The organism is Nocardia sp. NPDC052001 (assembly GCF_040680615.1).
Taxonomy (GTDB): Bacteria; Actinomycetota; Actinomycetes; order Mycobacteriales; family Mycobacteriaceae; genus Nocardia.
This window is the reverse complement of the sequence record NZ_JBFAXC010000003.1, coordinates 883,157-908,829: the sequence shown is the minus strand read 5'-3', so window position 1 is coordinate 908,829 and position 25,673 is coordinate 883,157. Positions and strand designations below refer to the sequence as shown.

31 protein-coding genes are annotated in these 25,673 nt (G+C 67.8%); 18 read left to right on the top strand and 13 right to left on the bottom strand.

The window, feature by feature from the left end; genetic code table 11:
- Nucleotides 1-80: 80 nt before the first annotated feature.
- From AB0L82_RS19580 to AB0L82_RS19570, 3 genes are all read left to right on the top strand, one after another.
- Nucleotides 81-980, top strand: coding sequence for a zinc ABC transporter substrate-binding protein (locus AB0L82_RS19580; RefSeq protein ID WP_364637699.1), 900 nt, complete (start codon nucleotides 81-83; stop codon nucleotides 978-980).
- Nucleotides 981-1,116: 136 nt separating this feature from the next.
- A complete protein-coding gene (locus AB0L82_RS19575) occupies nucleotides 1,117-2,091 on the top strand; it encodes an ATP-binding cassette domain-containing protein (protein ID WP_364637697.1) in 975 nt (324 codons plus the stop codon).
- Nucleotides 2,088-2,966 (top strand): metal ABC transporter permease, encoded by an 879-nt coding sequence (locus tag AB0L82_RS19570; RefSeq protein ID WP_364637695.1) that lies wholly within the window; start codon nucleotides 2,088-2,090, stop codon nucleotides 2,964-2,966. Before AB0L82_RS19575 ends, AB0L82_RS19570 begins: the two co-directional genes overlap by 4 nt.
- 57 nt (nucleotides 2,967-3,023) lie before the next feature.
- On the opposite strand, the gene AB0L82_RS19565 is transcribed toward AB0L82_RS19570, so the two are convergent.
- Complete coding sequence (locus AB0L82_RS19565; protein WP_364637693.1) at nucleotides 3,024-3,902, bottom strand: A/G-specific adenine glycosylase; 879 nt, start codon at nucleotides 3,900-3,902, stop codon at nucleotides 3,024-3,026.
- 113 nt (nucleotides 3,903-4,015) lie between these two features.
- Here AB0L82_RS19565 and AB0L82_RS19560 point away from each other — a divergent pair, with 113 nt between their 5' ends.
- Both AB0L82_RS19560 and AB0L82_RS19555 read left to right on the top strand, forming a co-directional pair.
- Complete coding sequence (locus tag AB0L82_RS19560; RefSeq protein WP_364637691.1) at nucleotides 4,016-4,639, top strand: carbonic anhydrase; 624 nt, start codon at nucleotides 4,016-4,018, stop codon at nucleotides 4,637-4,639.
- A 112-nt stretch (nucleotides 4,640-4,751) separates the two neighbouring features.
- Nucleotides 4,752-5,426 carry a hypothetical protein gene (locus tag AB0L82_RS19555; protein ID WP_364637689.1) on the top strand — a complete coding sequence of 225 codons (675 nt, stop codon included), beginning with the start codon at nucleotides 4,752-4,754 and terminating at the stop codon, nucleotides 5,424-5,426.
- Between the two features lie 122 nt (nucleotides 5,427-5,548).
- Here AB0L82_RS19555 and radA read toward each other — a convergent pair whose 3' ends face one another.
- Together radA and AB0L82_RS19545 are read right to left on the bottom strand one after the other, a co-directional pair.
- Nucleotides 5,549-6,949, bottom strand: coding sequence for a DNA repair protein RadA (gene radA / locus AB0L82_RS19550; protein WP_364637687.1), 1,401 nt, complete (start codon nucleotides 6,947-6,949; stop codon nucleotides 5,549-5,551).
- Between the two features lie 318 nt (nucleotides 6,950-7,267).
- Nucleotides 7,268-7,912, bottom strand: a complete 645-nt coding sequence (locus AB0L82_RS19545; protein ID WP_364637685.1) for a hypothetical protein — start codon at nucleotides 7,910-7,912, stop codon at nucleotides 7,268-7,270.
- 305 nt (nucleotides 7,913-8,217) lie between these two features.
- Between AB0L82_RS19545 and carD the strand changes: the two genes are divergently transcribed.
- The 6 genes from carD to AB0L82_RS19515 all read left to right on the top strand — a co-directional run bounded on the left by carD (nucleotide 8,218) and on the right by AB0L82_RS19515 (nucleotide 13,008).
- Entirely contained in the window at nucleotides 8,218-8,706 is a 489-nt protein-coding gene (gene carD / locus AB0L82_RS19540; RefSeq protein ID WP_067569016.1) for an RNA polymerase-binding transcription factor CarD, read from the top strand.
- A complete protein-coding gene (ispD, locus tag AB0L82_RS19535; protein WP_364638018.1) occupies nucleotides 8,706-9,431 on the top strand; it encodes a 2-C-methyl-D-erythritol 4-phosphate cytidylyltransferase in 726 nt (241 codons plus the stop codon). The genes carD and ispD overlap by 1 nt, the downstream gene beginning before the upstream one ends.
- A 14-nt stretch (nucleotides 9,432-9,445) precedes the next feature.
- On the top strand, nucleotides 9,446-9,913 hold the full coding sequence (ispF, locus tag AB0L82_RS19530; RefSeq protein WP_364638016.1) for a 2-C-methyl-D-erythritol 2,4-cyclodiphosphate synthase: 468 nt from the start codon (nucleotides 9,446-9,448) through the stop codon (nucleotides 9,911-9,913).
- A gap of 59 nt (nucleotides 9,914-9,972) precedes the next feature.
- Nucleotides 9,973-11,367 carry a cysteine--tRNA ligase gene (gene cysS / locus AB0L82_RS19525; protein ID WP_364637683.1) on the top strand — a complete coding sequence of 465 codons (1,395 nt, stop codon included), beginning with the start codon at nucleotides 9,973-9,975 and terminating at the stop codon, nucleotides 11,365-11,367.
- Between the two features lie 216 nt (nucleotides 11,368-11,583).
- On the top strand, nucleotides 11,584-12,567 hold the full coding sequence (rlmB, locus tag AB0L82_RS19520; RefSeq protein ID WP_364637681.1) for a 23S rRNA (guanosine(2251)-2'-O)-methyltransferase RlmB: 984 nt from the start codon (nucleotides 11,584-11,586) through the stop codon (nucleotides 12,565-12,567).
- Nucleotides 12,568-12,729: 162 nt separating this feature from the next.
- Entirely contained in the window at nucleotides 12,730-13,008 is a 279-nt protein-coding gene (locus tag AB0L82_RS19515) for a DUF4190 domain-containing protein (protein WP_364637679.1), read from the top strand.
- A gap of 18 nt (nucleotides 13,009-13,026) precedes the next feature.
- Here AB0L82_RS19515 and AB0L82_RS19510 read toward each other — a convergent pair whose 3' ends face one another.
- The 3 genes from AB0L82_RS19510 to AB0L82_RS19500 all read right to left on the bottom strand — a co-directional run bounded on the left by AB0L82_RS19510 (nucleotide 13,027) and on the right by AB0L82_RS19500 (nucleotide 15,917).
- The gene (locus AB0L82_RS19510; protein WP_364637677.1) at nucleotides 13,027-13,839 is read right to left on the bottom strand and encodes an enoyl-CoA hydratase/isomerase family protein; all 813 of its coding nucleotides are present in this window, start codon (nucleotides 13,837-13,839) and stop codon (nucleotides 13,027-13,029) included.
- A gap of 62 nt (nucleotides 13,840-13,901) precedes the next feature.
- Nucleotides 13,902-15,074 carry an acyl-CoA dehydrogenase family protein gene (locus AB0L82_RS19505; RefSeq protein WP_364637675.1) on the bottom strand — a complete coding sequence of 391 codons (1,173 nt, stop codon included), beginning with the start codon at nucleotides 15,072-15,074 and terminating at the stop codon, nucleotides 13,902-13,904.
- 78 nt (nucleotides 15,075-15,152) lie between these two features.
- Complete coding sequence (locus AB0L82_RS19500; RefSeq protein WP_364637673.1) at nucleotides 15,153-15,917, bottom strand: alpha/beta hydrolase; 765 nt, start codon at nucleotides 15,915-15,917, stop codon at nucleotides 15,153-15,155.
- A gap of 73 nt (nucleotides 15,918-15,990) precedes the next feature.
- Here AB0L82_RS19500 and mhuD point away from each other — a divergent pair, with 73 nt between their 5' ends.
- The 3 genes from mhuD (at nucleotide 15,991) to AB0L82_RS19485 (ending at nucleotide 17,539) form a co-directional block, all read left to right on the top strand.
- Entirely contained in the window at nucleotides 15,991-16,305 is a 315-nt protein-coding gene (gene mhuD / locus AB0L82_RS19495) for a mycobilin-forming heme oxygenase MhuD (protein ID WP_364637671.1), read from the top strand.
- A 206-nt stretch (nucleotides 16,306-16,511) separates the two neighbouring features.
- A complete protein-coding gene (locus AB0L82_RS19490; protein WP_364637669.1) occupies nucleotides 16,512-16,706 on the top strand; it encodes a CbtB-domain containing protein in 195 nt (64 codons plus the stop codon).
- Between the two features lie 41 nt (nucleotides 16,707-16,747).
- Entirely contained in the window at nucleotides 16,748-17,539 is a 792-nt protein-coding gene (locus AB0L82_RS19485) for a CbtA family protein (protein WP_364638014.1), read from the top strand.
- A 91-nt stretch (nucleotides 17,540-17,630) separates the two neighbouring features.
- Here the strand turns inward: AB0L82_RS19485 and AB0L82_RS19480 are convergent, their stop codons facing one another.
- The 4 genes from AB0L82_RS19480 to AB0L82_RS19465 are packed head-to-tail and all read right to left on the bottom strand — an operon-like array spanning nucleotide 17,631 to nucleotide 19,572.
- Entirely contained in the window at nucleotides 17,631-18,074 is a 444-nt protein-coding gene (locus AB0L82_RS19480) for an OsmC family peroxiredoxin (RefSeq protein WP_364637667.1), read from the bottom strand.
- Nucleotides 18,075-18,125: 51 nt separating this feature from the next.
- The gene (locus AB0L82_RS19475; RefSeq protein ID WP_364637665.1) at nucleotides 18,126-18,572 is read right to left on the bottom strand and encodes an SRPBCC domain-containing protein; all 447 of its coding nucleotides are present in this window, start codon (nucleotides 18,570-18,572) and stop codon (nucleotides 18,126-18,128) included.
- A 30-nt stretch (nucleotides 18,573-18,602) separates the two neighbouring features.
- The gene (locus tag AB0L82_RS19470) at nucleotides 18,603-18,923 is read right to left on the bottom strand and encodes a multidrug efflux SMR transporter (protein ID WP_364637663.1); all 321 of its coding nucleotides are present in this window, start codon (nucleotides 18,921-18,923) and stop codon (nucleotides 18,603-18,605) included.
- A 1-nt stretch (nucleotide 18,924) separates the two neighbouring features.
- Complete coding sequence (locus AB0L82_RS19465; protein ID WP_364637661.1) at nucleotides 18,925-19,572, bottom strand: NAD(P)H-dependent oxidoreductase; 648 nt, start codon at nucleotides 19,570-19,572, stop codon at nucleotides 18,925-18,927.
- A 104-nt stretch (nucleotides 19,573-19,676) separates the two neighbouring features.
- Between AB0L82_RS19465 and AB0L82_RS19460 the strand changes: the two genes are divergently transcribed.
- A complete protein-coding gene (locus tag AB0L82_RS19460) occupies nucleotides 19,677-20,294 on the top strand; it encodes a helix-turn-helix domain-containing protein (RefSeq protein WP_364637659.1) in 618 nt (205 codons plus the stop codon).
- Here AB0L82_RS19460 and AB0L82_RS19455 read toward each other — a convergent pair whose 3' ends face one another.
- On the bottom strand, nucleotides 20,295-21,143 hold the full coding sequence (locus AB0L82_RS19455; protein WP_364637657.1) for an ABC transporter permease subunit: 849 nt from the start codon (nucleotides 21,141-21,143) through the stop codon (nucleotides 20,295-20,297).
- Nucleotides 21,136-22,035 (bottom strand): ABC transporter ATP-binding protein, encoded by a 900-nt coding sequence (locus AB0L82_RS19450; RefSeq protein ID WP_364637655.1) that lies wholly within the window; start codon nucleotides 22,033-22,035, stop codon nucleotides 21,136-21,138. The genes AB0L82_RS19455 and AB0L82_RS19450 overlap by 8 nt, the downstream gene beginning before the upstream one ends.
- Before the next feature lie 126 nt (nucleotides 22,036-22,161).
- Between AB0L82_RS19450 and AB0L82_RS19445 the strand changes: the two genes are divergently transcribed.
- A complete protein-coding gene (locus tag AB0L82_RS19445; protein WP_364637653.1) occupies nucleotides 22,162-23,382 on the top strand; it encodes a sensor histidine kinase in 1,221 nt (406 codons plus the stop codon).
- A gap of 24 nt (nucleotides 23,383-23,406) precedes the next feature.
- Complete coding sequence (locus tag AB0L82_RS19440; protein ID WP_364637651.1) at nucleotides 23,407-24,069, top strand: response regulator transcription factor; 663 nt, start codon at nucleotides 23,407-23,409, stop codon at nucleotides 24,067-24,069.
- Nucleotide 24,070: 1 nt separating this feature from the next.
- Here the strand turns inward: AB0L82_RS19440 and AB0L82_RS19435 are convergent, their stop codons facing one another.
- Entirely contained in the window at nucleotides 24,071-24,727 is a 657-nt protein-coding gene (locus AB0L82_RS19435) for a vWA domain-containing protein (protein ID WP_364637649.1), read from the bottom strand.
- A 119-nt stretch (nucleotides 24,728-24,846) separates the two neighbouring features.
- On the opposite strand from AB0L82_RS19435, the gene AB0L82_RS19430 reads away from it, so the two are divergent.
- Nucleotides 24,847-25,641: an LLM class flavin-dependent oxidoreductase gene (locus AB0L82_RS19430; RefSeq protein ID WP_364637647.1), complete on the top strand. Its 795-nt coding sequence runs from the start codon at nucleotides 24,847-24,849 to the stop codon at nucleotides 25,639-25,641.
- Nucleotides 25,642-25,673 lie beyond the last annotated feature (32 nt).

Below are 25,673 nucleotides of genomic sequence, written 5' to 3'. Positions count from 1 at the left end.
TTTTATTGGCAATCGTTTTCGTTTCAGATAAGCGTTTCAGGAGTACCCGCGTGACCAGAAGCTTTGCAAAAGGATTCGCCGTGTTCGCCGCGGGACTGGCCACCGTGGCCACCCTGACCGCCTGCGGATCCTCGAAAAATGATTCCGGGGTGACCGTCGTCGCCTCCACCAATGTCTGGGGCGATATCGCCAAGACCGTCGCCGGACCCGACGCCAAGGTCGAATCCCTGATCAGCGATCCGGCCGCCGACCCGCACTCGTACGAGGTCACCGCCGTGCAGGCCGCGCAGATCAGCGATGCCGACCTCATCGTCTACAACGGCGGCGGCTACGACGAATTCATCGACAAGGCCATCTCCGGCAAGAACAAGCGCACCGTGAACGCCGTCGACATCGCGGGCGAGGACTCGCACGGTGCGGCCGCACCCGCCAAGGAGACCGCGGGCCACGATCACGAGCACGGCAACGAACACGTCTTCTACGACGTGCACGCAGCGGGCCACGTCGCCGAGCACATCGCCGACAGCCTGGGCCAGATCGACCCCGCGCACAAGCAGGACTACACCGATCGCGCCGCCGCCTTCACCGCGAAACTGGCCGGGATCGAAGCCATTACGGCCAAGATCGCCGCCGAACATCCGAATCAGCCTGTGGTGCAGACCGAGCCGCTGGCCTACTACATGCTGCTCGCCGCCAAGGCCGACGACCGCACCCCGCACTCCTTCCAGGAAGCCATCGAACAGGGCACCGACCCCTCCCCCGCCGATGTGGCGGCGGTCCGGGACCTGCTGTCCGGCAAGAAGGTTCGCGCCCTGGTCTACAACATCCAGACCGAGGACAAGACCACCAAGGATATGCGCGCCACCGCACAATCCGCGGGCATCGCCGTCGTCGAGGTGACCGAAACCCTGCCGCAGGGCCTGGATTACCTCGGCTGGATGACCCGCAACGCCCAATCCCTGTCCACCGCACTGTCCTAGATCCGGAATCATGCCCGCCGCCAAAGCATTACCCCTGGGAACCCCGGCCGCAGCCGGCGACCGGGTCACCCAGCAAACCCCCGCCGCGCATCCCGCGCCCGGGGGTTCTCCCACCTCCGCAGCCGGGAGCGCCACCATGAAAACCGAACCCGCCTTCGAAACCCTCGGCACGGCACCGGGATCCGACTGCCTGATCCCGGGCGCGCACGCCGGGGACGGCACCGCCCCGGAACCGCGCGTGAGCGCCGTCCCCGCCGCCGCACCCGTACCCGCGGTGCGACTGGCGAACGCGCGGCTGGCGTACGGCGCGCGAACCCTGTGGCAGGGACTGGATCTGGAGGTCGCCCCCGGCGAATTCATCGCGGTGCTCGGCCCCAACGGCTCGGGCAAGACCTCACTGCTGAAAATGCTGCTGGGCCAGGTGGCGCTCTCCGACGGCACCGCCGAGATCGCGGGATCGCCCGCCCGGCTGGGCAATTCGGATATCGGCTACATCCCGCAGCAGAAGACCATGGATGCCGGGGTGCAGCTGCGCGGCGTCGACCTGGTCGGCCTCGGCGTCGACGGCCACCGCTGGGGCCTCGGCTTCCGCGGCCGCAAGGAACGCAAACGCAAAGTGGCACAGGCGATCGCGGACGTCGGCGCGGAGAAGTACGCCTACGCGCCGATCGACGCGCTCTCCGGCGGCGAACAGCAGCGACTACGCGTGGCCCAGGCCCTCGCGGGCGATCCGAGCGTCCTGCTCTGCGACGAACCGCTGCTGTCCCTGGACCTGGCCAACCAGCGCCTGGTCTCCGAACTCATCGATAAGCGCCGCCGCACCCACGACACCGCGGTCCTGTTCGTCACCCACGAGATCAATCCCATTCTTCCCCTGGTGGATCGGGTTCTCTACCTGGTCGACGGCAAATTCCGGATCGGCACCCCGGACGAGGTGATGACCTCCGAGGTCCTGTCCGAGCTCTACCGCACCCAGGTGGACGTGCTGCGCGTCCGCGGCCGCCTGGTGGTGGTCGGCACCGGTGACGTCATGGACGCCCTCGGTGAAGCGGGCGGCCACTGCCACGGCAGCGACGACAAGCACGGCAAGACGGACGGGGTATCCGCATGATCGACAAACTCTCCGGCGTCTTCTCGAAGATGTTCGACTTCTCCACCACCGCGCATCTGCTCGGCTACGACTTCGTGCAGCAGGCGGTGCTGGCGGCCGCGCTGCTCGGGCTGCTGGCGGGAGCCATCGGGCCGCTGATCATCAGCAGGCAGATGTCGTTCGCGGTGCACGGCACGAGCGAGCTGTCGCTCACCGGTGCGGCGGCCGCGCTGCTCGCGGGAGTCGGCGTGGGATTCGGCGCGATCGCCGGATCGGTGGTCGCCGCCGTGCTGTTCGGTGTGCTGGGTTCGCGTGCGCGGGAACGGGATTCGGTTATCGCGGTGGTGCTGTCCTTCGGGCTCGGCCTGTCGGTGCTGTTCCTGTGGCTCGGCCCGGAGCGCGCGGGATCCAAATTCTCACTGCTCACCGGACAGGTGGTGAGCGTCGGCTACAACGGGCTGACGCTGCTGGCGACCTGCACGGTCGGCGTGCTGATCGTGCTCTCGGCGGTCTACCGGCCGCTGCTGTTCGCCAGCTCCGATCCGGAAGTGGCGGTGGCGCGCGGGGTTCCGGTGCGGGCGCTGTCCATCGTGTTCGCCGTACTGCTCGGCATCACCGCCGCCTTCGGCGTGCAGATCGTCGGCGCACTGCTGGTACTGGCCCTGCTCATCACCCCGGCCGCGGCCGCCGCGCAGATCACCGCGAGCCCGGTGCGCGCCACCATCCTCGCGATCGTGTTCGCGGAAACCGCAGCGGTGGGCGGCATCCTGCTGTCCCTCGCACCCGGCGTCCCGGTATCCACGTTCGTCACCACGATCTCGTTCACCATCTACCTGGTGTGCCGAATCATCGGCTCCCGCACCAGAACTCGCCGCCGCGAACTCGTGGCCGCCTGATTCGGGCAACCATTCTCGATCTGCCACATGAGGGGTGGCAGATCGGGTCTCGTGCGCCTACGCGGCTCCGCCTTCGCCCGCCAGGGCGAACAGACCGTCGGCGGTCTGCTCGATGAGGCCGTCGATGAGCAGGGAATCCAGGGCGCGGTCGCGCTGGCCGATATCGCGAGTCCAGGCCATGTCCAAGCGGATTCGCTCCACCGGGCCGGTCGCGGCGCGCAGTACGTCCAGCAGGCGGCCGCGCGCTTGCCGGTCCGTGCCCTCGAATTTCTGTGTGCGCCGGACGATGTCGGAGGCGGGGCGGCCCGCCGTGACCCACGCGCAGGTGGGGAGCGGGCAGCGGGAGCAGTCCGGGGTGCGGGCCGTGCACACCGTCGCGCCCAATTCCATGAGAGCGGCGGAGAATACGGCCGCACGCGGTACGGAGGCGGGCAGCAGAGCTTCGGTCTCGCGCAGATCGCGGCTGGCCGGATTGCCCGCATCGGCGCGGCCGTGCACGGCGCGCGCCACGACGCGTCGAACATTGGTGTCCACCACGGGAACTCGCTGTCCGTAGGCGAAGCAGGCGATGGCGCGCGCGGTGTAATCACCGATACCGGGCAGGCTCAGCAGTACATCGACATCCGTCGGCACCTCATCGCCGTACTGCTCCGCGAGCACCCGTGAGCACTCGTGCAACCGCAGCGCCCGGCGCGGGTAGCCGAGTTTTCCCCAGGCGCGCAACACATCTCCCTGCGGTGCGGCGGCCATGGCGGAGGGCACCGGCCAGCGCGCCACCCATTCGCGCCAGATGGGTTCGACGCGCACGACCGGGGTCTGCTGCAGCATGATCTCGCTCATCAAGATCTGCCACGCCGTCACCTCGGGCCGCCGCCACGGCAGGTCCCGGGCGGTCTCCTCGTACCAGTCGATGAGGGTGTCGCTGTCTATCGTCATTCGTTCCCTTACCCCCGGCTCACAAGCTGAGCGGTCGACCGGTCGGTTGCTAGTTGCCGGACCGTAACGTTCCGGACTCGCCGGTAACCGCCTCCGTATGGAAAATGAGACACATGCCGCATAACAACCCGATCAGTGCCTGGAAGGCCCTCCGCGAAGGCAATGAACGCTTCGTCGACGGTACGTTGCAGCATCCTAGCCAGGGGGCGGCGGACCGGGCCAGACTCGTCGGCGGCCAGCAGCCCGGCGCGATCCTGTTCGGTTGCGGCGACTCCCGCGTGGCCGCCGAGATCATCTTCGATCAGGGCCTCGGTGATCTGTTCGTCGTGCGCACCGCCGGTCACGTGGTGGACTCCTCGGTGCTCGGCTCCATCGAATACGGCGTGGAGGTGCTGAAGGTTCCGCTCATCGTGGTGCTCGGCCACGACAGCTGCGGAGCGGTGCGCGCCACCATCGACGCCCTGGACCACGGCAATGTGCCCGGCGGCTTCATTCGCAGTGTGGTCGAACGCGTCACGCCGTCCATTCTGATCGGTCGGCGCGAAGGACTCGAATCGGTCGATGAGCTGGAGGCCAGGCATGTCGAGGAGACCGCCCGCCTGCTCATGCAGCGCTCGATGATCATCTCCCAGCGCGTGGCCACCGGTGAGTGCGCCATCGCCTGCGTCACCTACAACCTCGAAGAAGGCCAGATCAAACTGCATCGCGTGATCGGCAATATCGGCGAGGTGGTCTGAGCTGGTCGCCTGCCCGGGGCGGCGAAATGTACCTGCCCCGTAGGCTCTTTCACCTCCGACACGCCGAGACCCTGGCGCGGACACACCCGACGGTGCCCTTACCGTTGACAGCGTGCTGGAACCGAATGGACCACTGCCGCCGGAAATCTACTGGCGCCGTCGCCTGGTCGCCATAGGCGCGATCGCGATCGCGCTGCTACTGGTGCTCTGGGTGGGTTTCGCGCTATTGCGCGGTGGCAGCGGCGATGAGAAGAAAGCCGACGCCAAAGCCCCCACCTCCGCTCCCGGCGCGACCAACAAGGCCGCCGGGAGCAGCTCGGGTGCGGCCGATCCGAGTTCTGCCAAACCGTCCGCGGCTCCGGTCAGCGGCAGCGCCGCGCCGGTCGCCGGCGCCGGACAGTGCTCGGATCAGTCGCTGGCCGTGAAAGTCAATGTCGGACAACCCACCTACAAGACCGGTGAGCAGCCGGTGTTCGGCATCGTCATCACCAATATCTCGAGCACGGCGTGCGAGCGCGATATGGGCTCGGGCCTGCAATTGGTTTCGGTGCAATCGCTGGACGGTCAGCGCCGCCTGTGGGCCAGCACCGACTGCTATCCGGACGGCACCCCCGATATGCGCACCCTGATGCCCGGCCAGCAGGCGGCTTTCACCGTCACCTGGTCCGGGGCCAGCTCCCAGCCCGGCTGCGCCGGGGATCGCGTCCCGGTGCCCTCGGGGCCGTACACCGTTGTGGCCCAGCTGGGTTCGGTCCGCAGCTCACCGGAGCCGTTCAATATCGCCTGACAGCCGACGCAGTATCGCTTGACAGCTGACGCAATATCGCCTGACAGCCAGCGTTTTTCAGCACGAAGGCCGGACCTCCGAGGAGGTCCGGCCTTCGCTGTTGGAGTGGAACGGGATTCGGGTCAGTCCTCGTCGGCTCCCGCCTTGGCCCTGCGGCGCGGATGCCGCAGCCCGCAGGCGGCAAGTGCCGCACTGAGATCCGCGACCTCGTGCACCTTGATGGTGCGCCCCGCACGATCCACACCGGTCGGTACGAGAGCTTCGGTGAAGCCGAGCCGCTCCGCCTCCGCCAGCCGGCGCGTCACCCCTGTCACCTGCCGCACCTCCCCCGCCAGCCCGACCTCGCCGAGCACCACCATGCCCGGCCGCAACGCCTTGTCCTGACTGGCGCTCGCAATGGCAAGCGCGACAGCCAGATCCGCTGCGGGCTCGGTGAGCCGCATACCGCCTACGGTGGCCGCGTAGACGTCCTGCTTGCCCACATAGACCCCGCAGCGGCTCTGCAGGACAGCCAGGACCATGGAAACGCGGTTGTAGTCCAGCCCGCTCACCGCGCGGCGGGGTGCGGGCACCTGGGTGTCGACGGTGAGACCCTGCACCTCGCCGAGCATCGGCCGCTTCCCGTCCATGGCGACGGTGACCGCGGTACCCGGCACCGCCGACCCCCGGTGATGCAGGAACAGCCCGGAAGGATCGTCCACACAGACGATTCCGGCCTCGCGCATCTCGAAACAGCCGACCTCGTCGGTACTGCCGAACCGGTTCTTGATGCCGCGCACCATGCGCAGCGTCGAATGCTTGTCCCCCTCGAACTGCAGCACCACGTCCACCAGATGCTCGAGCGTGCGCGGGCCCGCCACCGAACCGTCCTTGGTGACGTGACCGACCAGCAGCACCGCGATACCGGTCGCCTTGGCCAGCGAGGTGAGCGCGGCCGTCACCGAGCGCACCTGGGTGACGCCGCCGATCACCCCGTCCACATCCGCGGCCAGCATGGTCTGCACCGAATCGACCACCAGCAGCGACGGCCGCACCTGCTCGACATGCCCCAGAATCGTGGCCAGATCGGATTCGGCCGCCAGATACACCTTCTCGTGCACCGCGCCCGTCCGGTCCGCGCGCAGGCGCACCTGGCCCGCCGATTCCTCGGCCGTCACGTACAGCGCGATCTCATCGCGCGCCCGCGCCCACCGATGCGCCACCTCGAGCAACAGCGTCGACTTGCCGACCCCGGGCTCACCGGACAGCAGCACCACCGACCCGGGCACGATCCCGCCGCCGAGCACCCGATCCAATTCCGACACACCGGTGGTGCGCGCGAATGTGGTCTTGGAATCGATACTCGAAATGGGCGTGGCCGCCGTACTCGGCAACATGGCCCGCCGCCCCGGCGCGACCGACGCCGCGGCGGCCGCCACCTCCTCGACCGTCCCCCAGGCTTCGCACGCCGGGCAGCGTCCCACCCATTTGGCGAGCTCATTCGCGCAATCAGCGCACCGATACACGGTTTTCACCTTGGCCACGCGCGCAGCCTAATAACCGCCCCCGACAGAAACCCGCGCCACGCGCAGCCGCTATCGCCGACACGCCCGGCGAACATCATGCCGAGTATTTCCTCGCCCGAAAACCAATTGCGCCCGCTCCGGAATTCCGAAGCGGGCGCAATTTAGATCGAATCTCCCACGCACCAAACGCATTTCGTAAGTCACTCGGCCCAAGTTCGCGGCCCGCCCCGTTTCTGGACTGAGTGGAGCGGAGGAGCGAAGCGGAGGAGCGGAGGGAGGGAAGAAACGGGGCTTACAGGGCCGCGAACCCGCCGGAGCGGAGCGGAGGCAGAAGGCTCAGTGACCGGACTTGGTCTCGTTGTTCACCGGCTCGGGGCGCGGGTTGTTCGGGCCGGCGTCGACCGGAACGTTCACCACGACGGTGCCCGCTTCCTTGAAGATGAAGGTGACCGGGTAGGTCAGGCCGGGGGTGACATCCTTGGTCAGCCCGGTGACCTCGACGAGCAGCGGATGCGCGTCCGGGTCGGTGGTGGCCTTGTTATCGCTCGCGGTCTCGGTACCGTGCGAATCGTGCCCGGCTGCCGGGGCGGCTTCCTTCTTGGCGAGGTCCGCGACCAGCGTGGTCTGCGGCTTGATCTCGGCCTTGCCGCCGATCTTCACGGTGCCCAGCTCGGTGGTCACGCTGACCAGCTCGTCCTGGTTCGCCTCGCTGAGGTTGGCGGCGCTGAACGCCAGCACGGCCTTGCCACCCTTGGCGTTGTCGTATTCCTCGGTCTGCGGCAGCAGGAAGCGCACATCGCGCAGCGCGACCTTGCCGACGTTGGCGCTGTTGCCGTTGACGGCCGCGACCTGGTGGGCGGTCTGCGAGATCTGACCGGCGCCGCAACCCGTCAGCGCGAGCACCGCGCCCGCGGCGAGTGCGGCAACCGTCATGGCACGCCGGCGCGTCTTGGACGCGGTGGTGGCTTTCAGGGCAGTCACGGGTTGTTCCTCCATGTCGACCGGGCTCACTCCACTATGCAGAGTAGTAGTCCAGAAGAGTAATGCGTGTGTTCCCACGCCCCCTCGAGGGGGCGGCTATACGGAAAGTCGCGTATGCGGAGAGCGGTCGCGCATTCGCCTTCCAACACAACTGAGCGGTATCCCGTTATGCCACAACAAGATGCACACACTTCGGCGGTTGTCAACCCCCACCGCCGGTTGGTTGTGGCTCTGACCTGCACCGTTGATCGCGCCGTTACCGAGTCGCATGTTAAACTGTGAACATCGAAAGGGGCACGGGACACATGATTTTTAAGGTCGGAGACACCGTCGTTTACCCCCACCACGGAGCGGCGCTGATCGAAGCAATCGAAACCCGCACCATCAAGGGTGTACAAAAGGAGTATCTGGTCCTGAAGGTCGCTCAAGGCGACCTGACCGTTCGGGTTCCCGCAGAGAACGCAGAGTATGTCGGCGTCCGCGACGTCGTCGGCCAGGAAGGTCTCGACAAGGTCTTCCAGGTGCTCCGCGCACCGCATACCGAAGAGCCCACCAACTGGTCTCGCCGTTACAAGGCCAACCTCGAGAAGCTCGCCTCCGGCGATGTGAACAAGGTGGCCGAGGTCGTCCGCGACCTGTGGCGTCGGGAACAGGACCGCGGCCTGTCCGCCGGTGAGAAGCGCATGCTGGCCAAGGCCCGGCAGATTCTCGTCGGTGAGCTCGCGCTCGCGGAGGGCACCGATGATGTACGTGCCGAGACCCTGCTCGACGAGGTTCTCGCCGCGGCTTCCTGATCGTGAACGCGTCACACGGTGCGAGCCGTGTCGTAGCGCTGGTCCCTGCCGCCGGTATGGGCGTGCGCCTGGGTGAGAACAAGCCCAAGGCGTTCGTTCCAGTCGGCGGCAGTCCCATGCTCGCACTCGCTGTAAGCGGCCTGATCGATTCCGGGTCCGTCGATGAAGTTGTGGTTATGGTGCCCGCCGAACTAGTCGACGAGACCCGCGCACTACTACCGGTGTCGCATATCCCGGTGCACGTCGTCATAGGCGGCGCCGAGCGCACCGATTCCGTCCGCGCGGGGCTCGACGCCGCGCCGGACGCCGATTTCGTGCTCGTGCACGACGCGGCGCGCGCCCTGACCCCGCATTCGCTCATCACCCGCGTGGTGGATGAGTTGCGCGCGGGCGCACAGGCCGTGATTCCCGCACTGCCGGTCACCGACACCATCAAGGCCGTGGACGCCACGGGCGCGGTGGTCGGGACGCCGGATCGAGCGGGCTTGCGCGCCATCCAGACTCCGCAGGGCTTCGAGGCACCGCTGTTGCGCGCGGCCTACGCCACCGGCACCCAGGCGACCGATGACGCGGGCCTGGTCGAATTGCTCGGCGCGACCGTGCGTACCGTGCCGGGCGATGCCCTGGCCTTCAAAATCACCACGCCCCTGGACCTGGTCCTGGCCAATACACTGGTGGCCCAGGACGGTACGACCGGAACGCGGGAGGCGGTGACAACTCGATGATCGATCCTGCTTCCATGCGCGTGGGCATCGGCAGCGATGTGCACCCCATCGCACCCGGCCGGGACTGCTGGATGGCCGGTCTGCTGTTCGAGGGCGATAGCGGTTGCGAAGGCCATTCCGATGGTGATGTCGCAGCTCACGCACTATGTGACGCACTGCTGTCCGCCGCCGGTCTCGGCGATGTCGGCGCGGTGTTCGGCACCGGTCGCCCGGAATGGGAAGGCGTTTCCGGGGCCGCCATGCTGAAGGAAGTGCGGCGGCTGTTGGATGAGGCCGGGTTCAGCATTGTCAATGCGGCTGTACAAGTAATCGGTAATCGTCCCAAGATCGGCCCGCGGCGCGCCGAGGCGCAAAAGGTGCTCGGGGAAATTCTGGGCGCACCGATTTCGGTTTCGGGCACGACCACCGACGGTTTGGGTCTGACCGGTCGCGGCGAAGGCGTGGCATCGGTCGCCACCGCGCTGCTGTGTTGTCGTTCCTGACAATCAGCAGCCGTATCCGCCGTAATTCCGCTCCATCCCAACAGCTAGGATGCTCTGTCGTGACTCTGCGCCTTTTCGACACCGAGACGCGGACCCTGCGTGAATTCACGCCGCTGGTCCCCGGCCACGCTTCGGTGTACCTGTGTGGCGCGACCGTTCAGGGCGAACCCCACATCGGACATCTGCGCAGCGGCGTCGCCTTCGACGTGCTGCGACGCTGGTTGAGCGCCAATGGTTTCGATGTCGCCTTCATTCGGAATGTCACCGATATCGACGACAAGATTCTGCACAAGGCCGCCGAACACGGCCGCCCATGGTGGGAATGGGCCGCCACCTACGAGCGCGCCTTCGATCGCGCCTACGCCACGCTCGGCGTACTGCCGCCGTCCGCGGAGCCGCGGGCTACCGGGCACATCACCCAGATGGTCACCATGATGGAACGCCTCATCGAGCGCGGGCACGCCTACCCGTCCGAGGGCAATGTCTATTTCGACGTGGTCAGCTATCCGGACTACGGAAAACTGTCCGGGCACAAGCTCGACGATGTGCACCAGGGCGAGAGCGCCGGCACCGGTAAGAAGGATCAGCGCGACTTCACGCTGTGGAAGGCCGCCAAACCCGGTGAGCCGAGCTGGCCGTCGCCGTGGGGTCCGGGCCGACCGGGCTGGCATCTGGAATGCTCCGCCATGGCCGAGTTCTATCTCGGACCCGAATTCGATATTCATTGCGGCGGAATGGATTTGGTTTTCCCGCACCATGAGAACGAAATCGCGCAGTCGCGCGCGGCCGGGGACGGGTTCGCCCGCTACTGGCTGCACAACGGCTGGGTGACCATGGGCGGCGAGAAAATGTCCAAATCCCTCGGCAATGTGCTGTCCGTGCCGAATGTGCTGGAGCGGGTCGGGGTGCGGCCGGTGGAGCTGCGCTACTACCTCGGCAGCGTGAGCTATCGGTCCATGGTCGAGTACTCCGATAAGGCGCTCACCGAGGCCGCCGCCGCGTATCAGCGCATCGAGGCGTTCGTGCAGCGGGTCGGCGAGCGCGCCGGAGCCGTGCCGATCGGGACCTGGACCCCCGGATTCGCCGAGGCCCTCGACGACGACCTCGGGGTTCCCAAGGCGCTGGCCGAGATTCACGGTGTGGTGAACGAGGGCAACAAGGCGCTCGATGCCAATGATCTGGACGGTGCGCGCGCGTACGCCGCACAGGTGCGGGCCATGCTCGGCATCCTCGGCGTCGATCCGCTCGACGAGCACTGGGCCGCACCGGCCGATTCGTCCGCGGCCATCGCGGCCCTGGATGTGCTCATCGGCGCGGAACTGGATCGGCGGCAACAGGCCCGGGCCGATAAGGATTGGGGAGCGGCCGATGCGGTCCGCGACCGGCTCAAGGCGGCGGGCGTGGAGGTCACCGACACCCCGCGCGGACCGGAATGGGCCTTGACCAAGGAATGACGGGTCTCGAGAAATTCGAGGCGAGACACAGGACGCGGCACAGCCGGGTCGCACACCGCTCTGGGGCGGCACATCGCTGCCCTCGGGCGGCACAGATATTGGGCGCAGCCGTTCGCTGCGCCGACCGGATGCAGGTATCCCGCATGATCGACCGAGAGCGGGTTCTCCCGTGACCGGCCGACCGCGGGTTCCCCGCGTAATACGGAAGGCGAAGTAATGGCAGGCAATTCGCAGCGGCGCGGTGCGATCCGCAAGACCGGCACCAAGAAGGGGCAGGTCGTCGGTTCGGGCGGTAAGCGCCGCCGGGGACTCGAGGGCAAGGGCGCGACCCCGCCCGCCGTGGAGCGCACCAAGCATCCAGCGGCCAAGCGCGCCAAGGCCGCGGCCAAGGCGGCGACGTCGGCCAGCAATGCCCGCGCCCGCAATGCCTCGCGGCCGATCGCCGGGCGCAAGGACAATGAGGGACCCGAGTTGGTGCTCGGCCGCAACCCCGTCGTGGAGTGCCTGCGCGCCGGCGTGCCCGCCACCGCGCTGTACGTCGCCGTCGGTACCGAGAACGACGAGCGCCTCACCGAGGCGGTGAAGATCGCCGCCGATACCGGCATCACCATTCTCGAACTGCCGCGCACCGACCTGGACAAGATGAGCCATAACGCCATGCACCAGGGGCTGGCGTTGCAGGTGCCGCCGTACCGCTATGCGCATCCGGACGATCTGGTGGACCGGGTCCGCGCGTCGGGCGAACCGGCCATGCTGGTGGCGCTGGACAACATCACCGATCCGCGCAACCTGGGCGCGGTCATCCGCTCGGTCGCCGCGTTCGGCGGTCAGGGCGTGGTGATCCCGCAGCGCCGCAGTGCCAGCGTCACCGCTGTCGCGTGGCGCACCAGTGCGGGCGCGGCCGCCCGGCTGCCCGTGGCCCGTGCCACCAATCTGACTCGCACACTGAAGGATTGGGCCGATCAGGGCTACCAGATCGTCGGCCTGGACGCGGGCGGCGACACCGATCTGGATGCCTTCGACGGCACCGCTCCCACGGTCATCGTCGTCGGCTCCGAGGGCAAGGGCCTGTCCCGCCTGGTCCGCGAAACCTGCGACGCCATCATCAGCATCCCCATGGCCGGACCGGTGGAATCGCTCAACGCCTCCGTCGCCGCGGGCGTGGTGCTCGCCGATCTGGCCCGCCAGCGCCGCGTCTGACCCGCGAGCCGAAAACACTGCGGTAAAACATGATTCGTGAACTCCCCGGTGCGCCCAGGACCGGGGAATTCGTGTCTTCGAGGGCGTGACCGGTGAAGTGGCGCAAGGGAAGTCCGCGCGTCAGCATGCTCAGGGGCGGGTGCTGAACGTAAAATCGGACGGGTGGTGATCCCTCAGCAGCCCATCGGCGCACCGACCGAGCACGAGCATGCGACGGCGGTGTTGCTATTGGGAGCGCTCAGCGTGTTCTGCTGTGGCGCACTGGGGCCGATCGCGTGGGCGCTGGGGCGGCGGGCGCTCAATGACATCGAGGCGTCCGGGGGTGCGTACGGCGGGCGCGTGCAGGTGGTCGTCGGCTATGTGCTCGGGATCATCGGGACCATTCTCATGGTCATCTTCGGCATTCTCTTCCTGCTGCTGGCCATCGGCGGAAGAGGTTGAGCCGCAAGCGGATCCGGGTCAGTCCAGGCCGGGGCGGGCTTCACCGCCGGTGACGGCGTCCCAGGCGGGCCATTCGGTGCTGACCGTGCCGGACCATTTGGGCGCGCGGCCGTTCTTGAGGGCGGCGACGCCCTCACCACCGTCGGCGCTCTTGGCGACGTAGTCGTTGAGTTCGGTTTCCAAGCGGCCCACGGCTTCCGGGCTCATGGTGGGGGCTTCCCAGAGCAGCCGCTTGGACAGCGCGACCGGCAGCGGCGCGGAACCGTGCGCGATATCGTGCGCGATCGCCAGGGCGGTCGGCAGTACCTCGGTGGCGGGCAGGCAGGAATTGGCGACACCCAGCGCACGGGCTTCGTCACCGTCGAAGGTGCGGCCGGTGAGCAGTAGGTCGGCGGCGTTCGCGCTGCCGATCAGGCGGGGCAGAGTCCAGTGCGCGTAACCGCCGGCGAGCGCGCCGCGGCGGACCTGGTTGAGCCCGTACACCGCATCGCGCGCCACATAGCGCAGATCGCATTGCAGCGCGAGCTCCAGGCCGATGCCGACCGCATGCCCGTTCACCGCGGCGATGACGGGCTTGCGAATCCGGAACGGCGGCGGGTCGATGAGCCCGTTCACCTCACCGGCCTTGAGCGAGAGGTCCGCGCCCGCGCAGAAGGCGGGCGGGGTGCCGGTGATGACGACCGCGCCGATGGCGTCCTCGCTATCGCAGCGGCGCAGTGCCGCGCCCAGAGCCGCGGCCATGCCGGGCGTGAGCGCGTTCTGCTGAGCGGGCCGATTGAGCGTGAGCACAGCGACCCCGTCGGACACGTCCACATGCAGTTCCGAGCTCATGCCCCGGAATCCTAATGCAACCCCCGCCCGCCACGGGCCATGTCCGAGCTGCCTTTACGTGCTCAGCCGCGCAGGATCTGGCGGCCGATGGCGTACTTGTGAACTTCGGTGGGGCCGTCGTAGAGGCGGAAGGCGCGCATATCGCGGAAGATCATCTCGACCACGGTCTCATCGCTGATGCCGATGCCGCCGAGCACCTGGACGCAGCGGTCGGTGACTTTGAACAGTTCCTCCGAGACGTACGACTTGGCGATGGAGCTCTCGTGCCGCGCCTTCTCGCCCTGATCCATCAGCCAGCAGGCGTGCCAGATGGTGAGGCGGCACTGGTGCAGTGCGATCTCGTTGTCCGCCAACATGAATGACACGCCCTGGTGTTCGCCGATCGGCTTGCCGAAGGCGGTGCGGGTCTTGGCGTAGTCGATGGCGATGGACTGCGCGCGCTCGGCCGCGCCCAGCCAGCGCATGCAGTGCGTGAGCCGCGCGGGGGCCAGTCGCAGCTGGGCGTAGCGCAGCGCCTGACCGGTCTCGCCGAGCACGGATTCCCTGGGCAGCACCAGGTTCTCGAAGCGCACCACCGCGTGGCCGCCGACGTAATTGCGGTCCATCGTGTTCATGATGCGTTCGATGACGATGCCCGGGGTGTCGCCGTCGCAGAGGAACAGGGTCGGCCCGGCGGGCAGGTGCGGGTTATCGGCCAGGCGCGCCATGATGATCCAGGTCTTCGCGCCGTCGGCGCCGGTGATCAGCCATTTGCGCCCGTTGATGGTGAAATTCTCACCGTCGAAGGTGGCGGCGGTGGTGAGCTGGTTGGGGTCCGAGCCCGCGCCGTCCGGTTCGGTCATGGCGAAGACCGAGCGCTGCTGTCCGTCGATGACCGGCTGCAGGAAGCGTTCGGTCTGCTCCTGATTCGCGACCTTGGAGAGCAGGAACATATTGCCCTCGTCGGGTGCGGCGCAGTTCATGGCGACGGGTCCGAGCGTGGACCAGCCCGCCGCCTCGTAGATGACCGCCTGCTCGATATGGCTGAGTCCGCGGCCGCCGAATTCGACGGGGGCCTGCACGGTGAGCAGTTTCTCCGCGCGCGCGAGTTCGACCAGCTCCTGGCGCAATTCGTCAGTGGGGCCGTGCGCGGTCAGGCGCGGATCGCGCTCGTACGGGACGATCTTGTCGATGACGAATTGCCGCACCCGATCGCGTTCGGCGGCGAGTTCGGCGGGAATCGTGAAGTCGATCATCGTTGGTCACCATTCATTCCGGGTTGCGTCGGAGCCGAGCATACGACGGGCCGCACCGGAGACTGAAGGCACCCGCCCTCAAACGATGACGCGGTGCAGGAAAGCCTCGACTTCGGCCCGGTAGGCGGCGGGTTGATCATCGTGCACGAGGTGCCCGGCATCCGCGATCACCACGTGCCGCGCGTCCGGATGCACCGCCGCCATCTCGGCCATCTGCCCGGGCGGGGTGATGGTGTACTCGCCCTCGATCAGCAGGGTGGGCACGGTGATCGACCTCCACTGGGTCCAGAAGTCGCGTGTCCCCCACTCCTCGGAGATATCGCGGAAGGTCGCCACCGCACCGTGCAGGCGGTACCCGTCGGGTCCGCGCGTGAAGGAGTCGAGGAAATACCGCCCGGCCACCGGACCGAAGAACTCCAGTACCGCATCGTCATTCGGGAACGGCTGCGGCCACGCGCCGATCACCGCGGCCCAGTGTTCGGCGGTGCGGCCCCGGAAATCCGGGGCCATATCCTCGACGACCAAGGCGCGCACCCGATCCGGATGCGCGGCGGTGAACATCCAGCCGTGCAGTCCGCCCATGGAATGCCCGATCACCACCATGGGTTCGGTGATGGCCGCGGTCGCCGCCGCGAGATCGGCCACGAACGCCTCGGTGGTGAGTTCCGCCGGGGCGGGACGGCCGTGCCCCGCCGCATCGAAGGTGTAGACGTGCCCGAACCCGCGCAACCGATCCACCTGCCGCGTCCAGGTGCGCGCACTGCCCATCAGGCCGTGCAGCAACAGGATTGGAGTTCCGTTTCCGCCCTCGTCGTGCAGCGGGCCGTGATCGTCAACCAACACGCCATCAATCTAGGACGCGCGAACCATTCGGCGGTGTCCTGCCCCGTCCGGCGGCGGGCGTAGCCTCGGCTGCATGGCAGTCGTCAAGATCAACGCTATTGAAGTTCCCGAGGGCGCGGGCCCCGAGCTGGAGAAGCGGTTCGCGCATCGCGCGCACGCCGTCGAGGGCTCCCCCGGTTTCCTCGGCTTCCAGCTGCTCCGCCCGGTGTCCGGTGACAATCGGTATTTCGTTGTCACGCACTGGGATTCGAACGAATCCTTCGAGGCGTGGCGGGACGGCCCGGCACGCGCGGCGCACGCGGGCGGCGAGAACCGGCAGCCCGTCTCCACCGGCGCTTCGCTGCTGGAGTTCGAGGTCGTCCTGGACGTGCCCGCCAAGAACTCCTGAGCTTCCACTGAGAATGCCTGATCAGCACGCGTATTGACGCAGAGTCGATACGGATGTCACAGTTCGGGGTGAAGTAAGCGACGGTGACGTGTAACCCGGTGTGAATCCGGGGCGGTCGCGCCACTGTATCCCTAGCGGGAGAGCCAGACACCGGCACCGTCGCACCCGAAGCTCGCGGGGACGCGGCATCCCCTAGGAGGACTCGTATGGCTATCGTCCACACCCCCGCCCGGTCGAACGACGCGCTCACCGCGCTGCTCGTCTCGGCGGGTGTCGTTCTACTGGCACTGCTCACGCTGTACCTGGTCGGTTTCGATCAGGGCGCGATCTCCCGCAGTGGCATGTACATGCATGAGCTCATGCATGACGGACGACACCTGCTGGGCGTCCCGTGCCACTGACCGAGACTCGAACGCAGGCCGCATCCCGGCCGAACGACTCGCTGCCGCTGACCGGTTCGCTCAAGACCCTGCTGCTGCGCGGCCTGCTGGCCGGGCTCATCGCCGGGCTGCTGGCGGCCACCGTCGGCTTCTTCGTCGGTGAACCGAAGATCAACGCGGCCATCGCCATCGAGGAATCGCAGTCCCAGGCCGCGGACACCCATGAGCACGGCGCTGCCGCTGATCAGGCCGCGAGCGGTCATTCGCACGGTGACGAGGAAGAGCCGCTGGTGAGCCGGTCCGGCCAGAAGGCCGGTCAGTTCCTGGCGCTCGGCCTGTTCGGCATGGCCATCGGCGCACTGCTGGCCGTGGTGGCGAATGTGGCGCGGCGGTACTCCACGCTGTCCGGTCCGCGGCTGGCGCTCGCGCTGGCGGGCGGCGGCTGGCTGGCCATCGTCATCATTCCGTTCTTCAAGTACCCGGCGAATCCGCCGGCCGTCGGCGATCCGGACACCATCGATCAGCGCACCTGGTTGTGGGTCGCGGTGGTGCTGCTCGGCTTCGCGGCGGTCGGGGTGAGCGTGTACGTGTTCAAGCTGTTGCGGGGTCAGCTCGGCACCGTACGGCTGATCGGTGCCGTGCTGGCCCTGGTGGTCGTCGCGGGTATCGGATACGTGCTGCTGCCCGGCATCAACGAGGTGAAGGCCGATTTCCCGGCGGCGCTGCTGTGGCAGTTCCGGGCGGCGTCGCTGGCCGAGACCGGCACGCTGTGGCTGGTGCTCGGGCTCGGGTTCGCGGCGCTCACCGAATTCGCGGCGAACAAGGCGCGGACCGCGGAAGCCGTGGCGCGGTAATACCCTTCGGGGCGCATTCGACGAAAAAGGCAGTGCCGGTGCGATACCGGCACTGCCTTTTCGTATGTGGAGCGAAAGCCGTTGTCCGAGATCAGGACTCGAAGGTGGCGTCCAGCTCGATATCGTCCACGCCCGCGAGGGCCTTGGAGATGGGGCAGCCCGCCTTGGCGGCCGCGGCGGCGGTCGCGAAACCGTCGGCGTCGATGCCGGAGGCGCGGCCGACCACGGTCAGCTTGATCTTGGAGATACGAAAACCGCCCGCCGGATCCGGGCTCAGGGTGACATCGGCGGTCACGTCCAGGCTCTCCGGATTGCCACCGGCGGCGGCGATCTGACCCGACAGCGCCATCGAGTAGCAGGAGGAGTGGGCGGCGGCGATCAGCTCTTCGGGGCTGGTGGTGCCGTCGGCGTTATCGGCCGCGCGCTTGGGGAAGCTGACGTCGTACTTGCCGACGCCGGAGCTGACGAGTTCGACCTGACCGGAGCCGTCCTGCAGGCCGCCGGTCCAGGCGGTGCGTGCGGTACGTGTTGGCATCGCTGTCCTTTCGAGTGAGGGGAGAACGAATCCGAACCTACCCCGCCGGTTTCAGCTCACCGCGAGGGTTCGCTGATCCCACTGCTCGAGGACCTGCGGCCAGGACCGCTCATGCCGGTCGCGGGCGGCGGCGGTCGGGAATCCGGCGTGCGTGAGCAGCAGCGCGCTGCCCGCGCCGTGCGCCGAGAGTTCCAGGGTGAGTACGGTTTCGGTGCCCTCGGTGCCGCCGGGACCGGTCACCCAGGTCAATTCGACCAGGCGCTCCGGGAGCAGGCGCAGGAAGCGCCCGTAGTGCGGATGCCCGCCGCCCGCGGTGAAGAAGAACGGTTCGTTCACCGCGGGGCGCATGAGCACCGAACCCGGATCGGCGAACCAGAGGCCCAATTGCTGTGTGGCCATGCGATACAGCTCATCGGGCGAAGCGGACATAATGCGTTCCACGGCCAGGAAGAAGGGCCGCGCGGAGAGGTCGGGAGGCCGGATCGGCGCAACGTCCATGGCGGAGCACGATACAGTCCGCGCCGCGGTTCATTCGGGATTGGTCACCCGTGCCAGCACTATGCCGCCGATGATGAGCGAGAGCGCCAGCACCCGGCCCGCCGACAGCGGATCACGCTGCACGATCACGCCCAGGGCGATCGCACCGACCGCGCCGATTCCGGTGAAGATCGCGTACGCGGTGCCGACCGGCAGCGTCCGCATGGCGTAGGACAGCAGGTACACCGCGATCACCATGAGCACGAAGCAGATCAGGGTGGCCAGCGGTTTCGTGAAATTCTGTGTCGGCTTGATGGATTGGGACCAGGCGATCTCCACCAGACCGGCCAGGCCCAGGATGAGCCAGTTCATGTCAGTACTCCTTGCCGAGTCTGCGAGCGGCGTCCAGCGCGGCGGCATAGGACGCGTCATGCTGCTCGCGCAGATGCGCGAGCACGGGATCCTGCCGGGAGTTCACCAGTTCCGCATTGACGAAAACCGTGTCGTGCACAGCGAAATGGCCCGCGAAGAAGTCGCGCAGATAGCGCTCCTGATAGTCGAATGCGGCCTTGGGCGCACCCGGGGTGTACGCGCCGCCGCGCGCGGTGACGACCACGAAACGACTGGGGGCCAGCGACATTCGCGGGAAGGTGAGCTGATCCAGCCACGCCTTGAGGCTGGCCGGAATCGAGTAGTTGTACATCGGGGTGCCGATCAGCACCACATCGGCGGCGCGGATCTCGGCGAGCAGTGGCGCCGCGATCGCCCAGGCGGCCGCCGCGGCGGGGGTGTCGGCGAGTTCGGCGAGGTGATCGAGATCGGTGCTGCCGTGTGCCAGGACGCGGTCGCAGAGTTCGGTCCAGCCCTCGTCGATGAAGGGGATCGGATCGGCGGCGACATCGCGGTGGACGTAGTTCCCGTCCGGGTGTTCGGCCCGCCAGGAGTCCGCGAAGGCGGCGCCGAGTTCGCGGCTGATGGAGGTGCGGCGGGCGCTGGAATCGATGTGCAGCAGGGTCGGCATGACCATTCTCCTCATAAGTGGACAGAGTGTCCGTTTGATGATTCGAACGATAACGCTAACCGGACAGCTTGTCCACTTATTCGTTTCGGGGTTACAGTGGCCGCATGGAACCGGCAGGACTACCGCTGATCGGCGCGGCGCAGACCCCGCCGCCGGAACGCGCCGACGCTGCGCGCAATCGGGCCAAGATCCTCGCCGCCGCGGCGGAACTGTTCAGCACCCGCGATCCGCGCACCGTCACCATGGACGACATCGCCAAGGCCGCCGGGGTGGGACGCGGGACGCTGTACCGGCGCTATCCGGATGCCGGATCCATCGCCGTGGCCCTGCTCGATCAGCACGAACGTGAATTGCAGGAGCAATTGCTGCGCGGCGCACCGCCTTTGGGGCCGGGCGCGCCGCCCGCCGAGCGGCTCGCGGCGTTCTATACGGCGATGCTCGAACTACTGGGCACGCACGCCAATCTGATCCTGGGCGCGGAGACCGGCGGTGCGCGCTTCCGGACCGGCGCGTATCAGTTCTGGCGGGTGCATGTGCGGTCCCTGCTCACCGAAGCCGGTGTGGCCGAACCGGAACCGCTGGTGGACGTGCTGCTCGCGCCGCTCGCGGCGGAGGTCTATCGGTATCAGCGCGAACGCGGGCTGACCCCGGCACAGATCGACGCCGCCCTGCGACAGCTCGCGGACGGCGTCATCGATTGTGCTGCAAGAACTTCCGGCTGATCAGATCATGTCCCGGCGGCGGATCAGCCAGATCGTGCCCGCCGCGAAGACCGCGACGTAGGCCGCCAGCACCAGCAGTGACTCACCCCGGGAGAGGATATCCAGCACACCCGGGGTGCCCGGACCGGTGGTGGTGCGCAGCGAACCCGCCAGGGATCCGGCGGCGGTGCCCGGCAGGTGATCGGTGAGAGCCTTTATGGGCGAGAAGATTCCGGCCACCCCGCGCAGCAGGTTCTCCACCACCAGCACCCACACCAGGCCCAGGCCCACCGCGAGCGCGGGACCGCGGGCGATGGCGCCGATCAGTGCGCCCGCCAGCGTCCACATGCCCAGAATCGCCGTGCCCGAAGCGATTCCGAGCAGTATCCGGCTCACGGACGGCAGCGCCAGGGACTGATCCTGCGTCGCGGCGATGAGCGCGGCCACACCGGTATCGACCACGAAGGCGACCAGCACCAGCGCGACCACCGTCACCGCCAGGCTCACCACCACCCCGCCGATCGCGGCGGCCCGCGAAGGCCCTTGGGTCAGCACGGTTTTCCAGGTGCCCCAGCCGTATCCGCTGCCCACCGCGAGGGCGCCCAACACCAGCATGAGCGCGCCGCCGAACATGGCCATGCCCTGGGTGAACACCTCCGGGACGGCCGACGGGAGCATCAACTGGAGCAGGACCTCGCGCGGCTGGCCGTTCGACATCCGGCTGGAATCGCCGGTCGTAAAGGCCAGATAGTTGAACAGGTAGGCGAACGTGAGATTCAACAGGATCCACGTCCCGAGCACGATCCAGAACGCGGGCCACTTGCGCAGGCGCAGCAGCTCGGCCCGGGTACTTGCGATCAGGTCATTCATTTCGCGGTCCCGTCATCTCGAAAAACACTTCCTCCAAGGACTTTTCGTCGGTGCGCAGCTCCAGCAGATCCGCGCCCGCCTCGATAACCGCACGGGCCACCGCGGGCGCCTTCGCCACACCGGCATCGACCCTGATGCCGTTCGCGGTGAGCAGTGCGGCGCGTTCCCCGACCACCCGGCGCACCGCCGGGAAGGCCAGGTCCAGCGGTTCGGCGCGCAGGAAAAGCGATGCCGCGCCGCGCAATTCGCGCACCGTGGCTTCGGTGAGCAGGCGGCCGCCGGAGATGACGCCGACGCGATCGCAGATCTCCTGCACTTCGGCGAGCAGGTGACTGGACAGCACGACGGTGTGCCCGTCGGCGGCGAGGCCCGTGATGAGCTCCCGCATCTCGGCCATCCCGGCGGGGTCGAGCCCATTGGTGGGTTCGTCGAGAATCAGCAGGTCGGGGCTGCCCAGCAGGGCCGCGGCCACGCCCAGGCGCTGTTTCATACCGAGTGAATAGGTGCGGAATCTGTCACCGCCGCGATCGGCGAGGGCGACCCGGTGCAGTGCCTGCTCCACCTCGTCGTGGGAGACACCGCGATACTGCGCCAGCACCCGCAGGTTGTCGCGGCCGGACAGGTACGGGTAGAAACCCGGGCCTTCGATGAGAACGCCTATGCGGCGCAGGGTTTCGGGATCCCCCGGCGATCGGCCGAGCACCGTCGCGGTCCCCTCGGTGGGCCGGATCAGACCGACCAGCATGCGCAGGGTGGTGGTCTTGCCCGCACCGTTCGGGCCCAGGAATCCGTAGATCTCACCGCGTCGCACGCTCATGCTCACGGCATCCACCGCGGTATGCGCGCCGTAGCGTTTGGTCAACCGGCCGGTCTCGGCGATCGCTTCTGTCATGACTACGAGAATCCGCCGCGACCTGCGCAGAAACATCCGCCGCACAGCGCGATCCGGCGTACGTATCGCGACGTATTTACCCCCGAGACGGTGCCGAACCGGTGGATACGGCGCTACCGTGCAGCTATGGAGACGAGTGCGGCACGGCGGTGGGATGTGCTGCTCGCACTGGTGGTCGCCGCGATCCAGCTCGGCGCGGGCACCCTGGCCAACGAGCATCAGACGGGAACACGTGGGCTCGACCTGCTCGGATACGCGCTATTGGCGGCCGGACCGCTGCTACTGCCGCTCCGGCGGCGCTACCCGGAACCGGTCTTCTACGCGGTGCTCGCGATCACCAGCGCCTACCTGCTGGCGGGTTACGGATACGGTCCGGTGTTCCTGGCGCTCGTTGTGTCCTTCCTCACCGCCGGGGTGCGCGGACCGCGTTGGCGCACTTACGGTTTCGTACCGGTCGGCTATCTGCTCATGGTGTGGCCGGTGCCCGGCTGGCGCGGCTACGACACCAATTCGTGGCAGCAGTTCGGACTGCTCGCCTGGCTGGTCGTGCTGGTCGCCATCGCCGAGGGACTGCGGCAGCGCATGGCCGCCACCACGGCGCGCCGCGGACGCGCCGAGGAAGCGCGCCGCAATGAGCAGGCGCAGCACGAACGCGAAGCCGCCGAACGCGCCCGGGTGGCGGCCGAACGGGAACAGCGGGTCAGCGAGGAACGGCTGGCCATCGCCCGTGAACTGCACGATGTGCTCGCGCACAGCCTCTCGCTCATCAATGTGCAGTCCTCGGTGGCGCTCGAACTGATCGATCGCCGGCCCGAACAGGCCGCGACCGCGCTGGCCGCGATCAAGGACGCCAGCAAGGACGCACTCGGCGAGGTGCACGCGCTGCTGCGCTCCATTCGCGGCGGCACCGGCACCGTGCCCGCACCGATCACGCCCACGGTCGTCATCAGCGATCTGGATAGTCTGCTGCAGCCCGCCCGAGCCACCGGCCTGGAGGTGCGGGCCATCGTCACCGGGGTGCCCAAACGACTGCCCTCGGTCGTCGACGTGGCCGCCGCGCGCATCGTGCAGGAATCGCTCACCAATGTGGTGCGGCACGCTCCCGGTGCGAGTGTGCTTGTCACCGTGCGCTATTCGGCCGATCGACTGCATCTGGCGGTCGACAACACCCGGCCCACGCGCGCACCCGCCGCCATCGCGGGCACCGGCGGGCACGGCATCACCGGTATGACCGAACGCGCCAAGGCGCTCGGCGGGCGGCTGCTCGCCGAACCCAAGGCCGACGGCGGCTTCCGCGTGGAAGCCCGGCTACCCGTCCACCTGAACCATCCCGAACCGGCCGCCTAGGTTCACTGTGCCGCAGGAGGTTTCATGAACATCCGGGTTCTGATCGCCGACGATCAGGCGCTCGTGCGCGCGGGCTTCGCGGCCCTGCTGGACGCACAGGACGATATCGAGGTGGTCGGCGAGGCCGACAACGGTGAACAGGCCGTGCGATTGGCGCGCGAACTCATCCCCGATGTGGTGCTGATGGATATCCGCATGCCGATCCTGGACGGCCTCGCCGCCACCCGCGAAATCGCCGCCACCCCAGAGCTTTCCGAGGTGCGGGTGGTGGTGCTGACCACCTTCGAACTCGACGAGTACGTCTTCGAGGCGATGCGATCGGGCGCGACCGGCTTCCTGGTCAAACACACCGAACCCGCCGACCTGGTCAAGGCCGTGCGGGTGGTGGCGGCCGGTGACGCACTGCTCTCCCCCAGCGTCACCAGACGCCTGGTCGCCGAATTCGCCACCCACGCCAAACCCGCACCGGCCCAGACCTTCACCGAACTCACCGACCGCGAACGCGAAGTCATGACCCTGGTCGCCGAGGGCCTCACCAACGCCGAGATAGCCGAACGCCTCTATCTCAGCCCCGCCACCGCCCGCACCCACGTCAGCCGAATCCTGTTGAAACTCAACGCCCGCGACCGCACCCAACTGGTCGTCATGGCCTACGAATCCGGCCTGGTCCGCCCCGGCTGGCAGTAGTTCAGCGACCGGGGTTGGACTGATCCCGCTCGGCGTCGGTGAAGCCCTCCTCGCGGGGCGAGTAGCTGCCCGGGGCGGGCGGGGCCTGGAGGCGGGCGGAGTAGGCGGAGGCGGCTTTGAAGACGCCGGACACGCCCTGCGGGGCGGCGGCGTAGGTGATGGACTGGCGGGGCGAGAAACCCATATCCGCGCCGATCGCGACGGCATCCATATTCGCGCCCAGGAACAGGAAATTCCAGTTCCAGGTGTCCTGCTGCTGGGTGATCAGGGACTTCACGGCGGTGTGCGACCACTCGCGGCTGGAGTTCTCGTGGCCGTCCGTCATGACCACCACGATGACCGTGCCCGGGCGATTCGACTCGTCGCGAGCCGCCAGCTCCGCACCGACATCGGTAATCAATTTGCCCACCGCGTCGTACAGGGCGGTCATCCCGCGCGGCCGCAAGTCCAGCGGCGGCACCTGTGCCAGCGGCCGATTCGCGTAGACCACCTCGTATTCGGTATCGAACTGCGCCAGCGTCACCTCGATGCGCTTGGGCACCGCGCGCTGCTGCTCGAAATAGGCGGCGAAACCGCCCTCGGTATCGGATTTGATGGACTGCATGGAACCCGAACGGTCCAGCAGAACCGCGATGAGTGTGAGATCAGGATTGGTCATGGTGCGCTCCCCCGAGCCGAATTGATGACTGACCCCGCCCACCGTACGCCTCCAGACGTACGCCGGAGGCCGCCCCGAAACCGATGTGCCCACCCCCGGCGCACCAGCATCCTCGAACCATGAGCATGAACTTCGGAATCGTCATGGCACCCCGATCCGGCGCGGAATGGGTTCGCGCCGTTCAGGATGCGGAGCGTCAGGGGTACGGCACCGTCCTGCTCCCGGACACCCTGTACACCCCATCACCCTTCCCGACCCTGGCGGCGGCCGCCGCCGTCACCACCACCCTGCGGCTGCGCCCCAACGTGCTCGCCGCACCGATGCGCACCCCCGCCGTCACCGCGCGCGAAACCGCCACGCTGCAAATGCTTTCCGACGGCCGCTTCGAACTGGGTATGGGCACCGGTCGCCCCGATGCGAGCAAAGAGGCCGAAAAGTTCGGTATGCCATGGGGTTCCGCCGCCGATCGCCGCCACCAACTCATCGACACCATCGAAAACGTCCGCGCCACCGTACAACCCGCGCCGGCGATCGTCATCGCCGCGAGCGGCCCGAAAATGCTTGCCACCGCGGCGAAATACGCCGACCGCATTCACCTCGCGGTGGACCCCGCCAGCACCGAATACGATCTCGCCACCCGCACCGCCACCGTCCGCGACCACACCGACCGGCCGATCGGATTCAGCCTCCAACTGGTCGGCATCGGCGACCAGCTCCCGTTCTACGTCGCCCGCCACCTCGGCATCACCATCGACCACCTCCGTGAATCCCGGGCCGCCGCACTGCTTCCCGGCGATCCGTCGGAGGCCGCGGCGGCACTGGAGCAGCTGCACGACAAGTACGGCATCGACGAACTGCTGGTGCCCGGCGAACTCGCCGCGAGCTTCGCCCCGATCCTGGCCCGCTTCCGCTGACCACATCGACGCGTTCCAGCGCCGATCAGCGC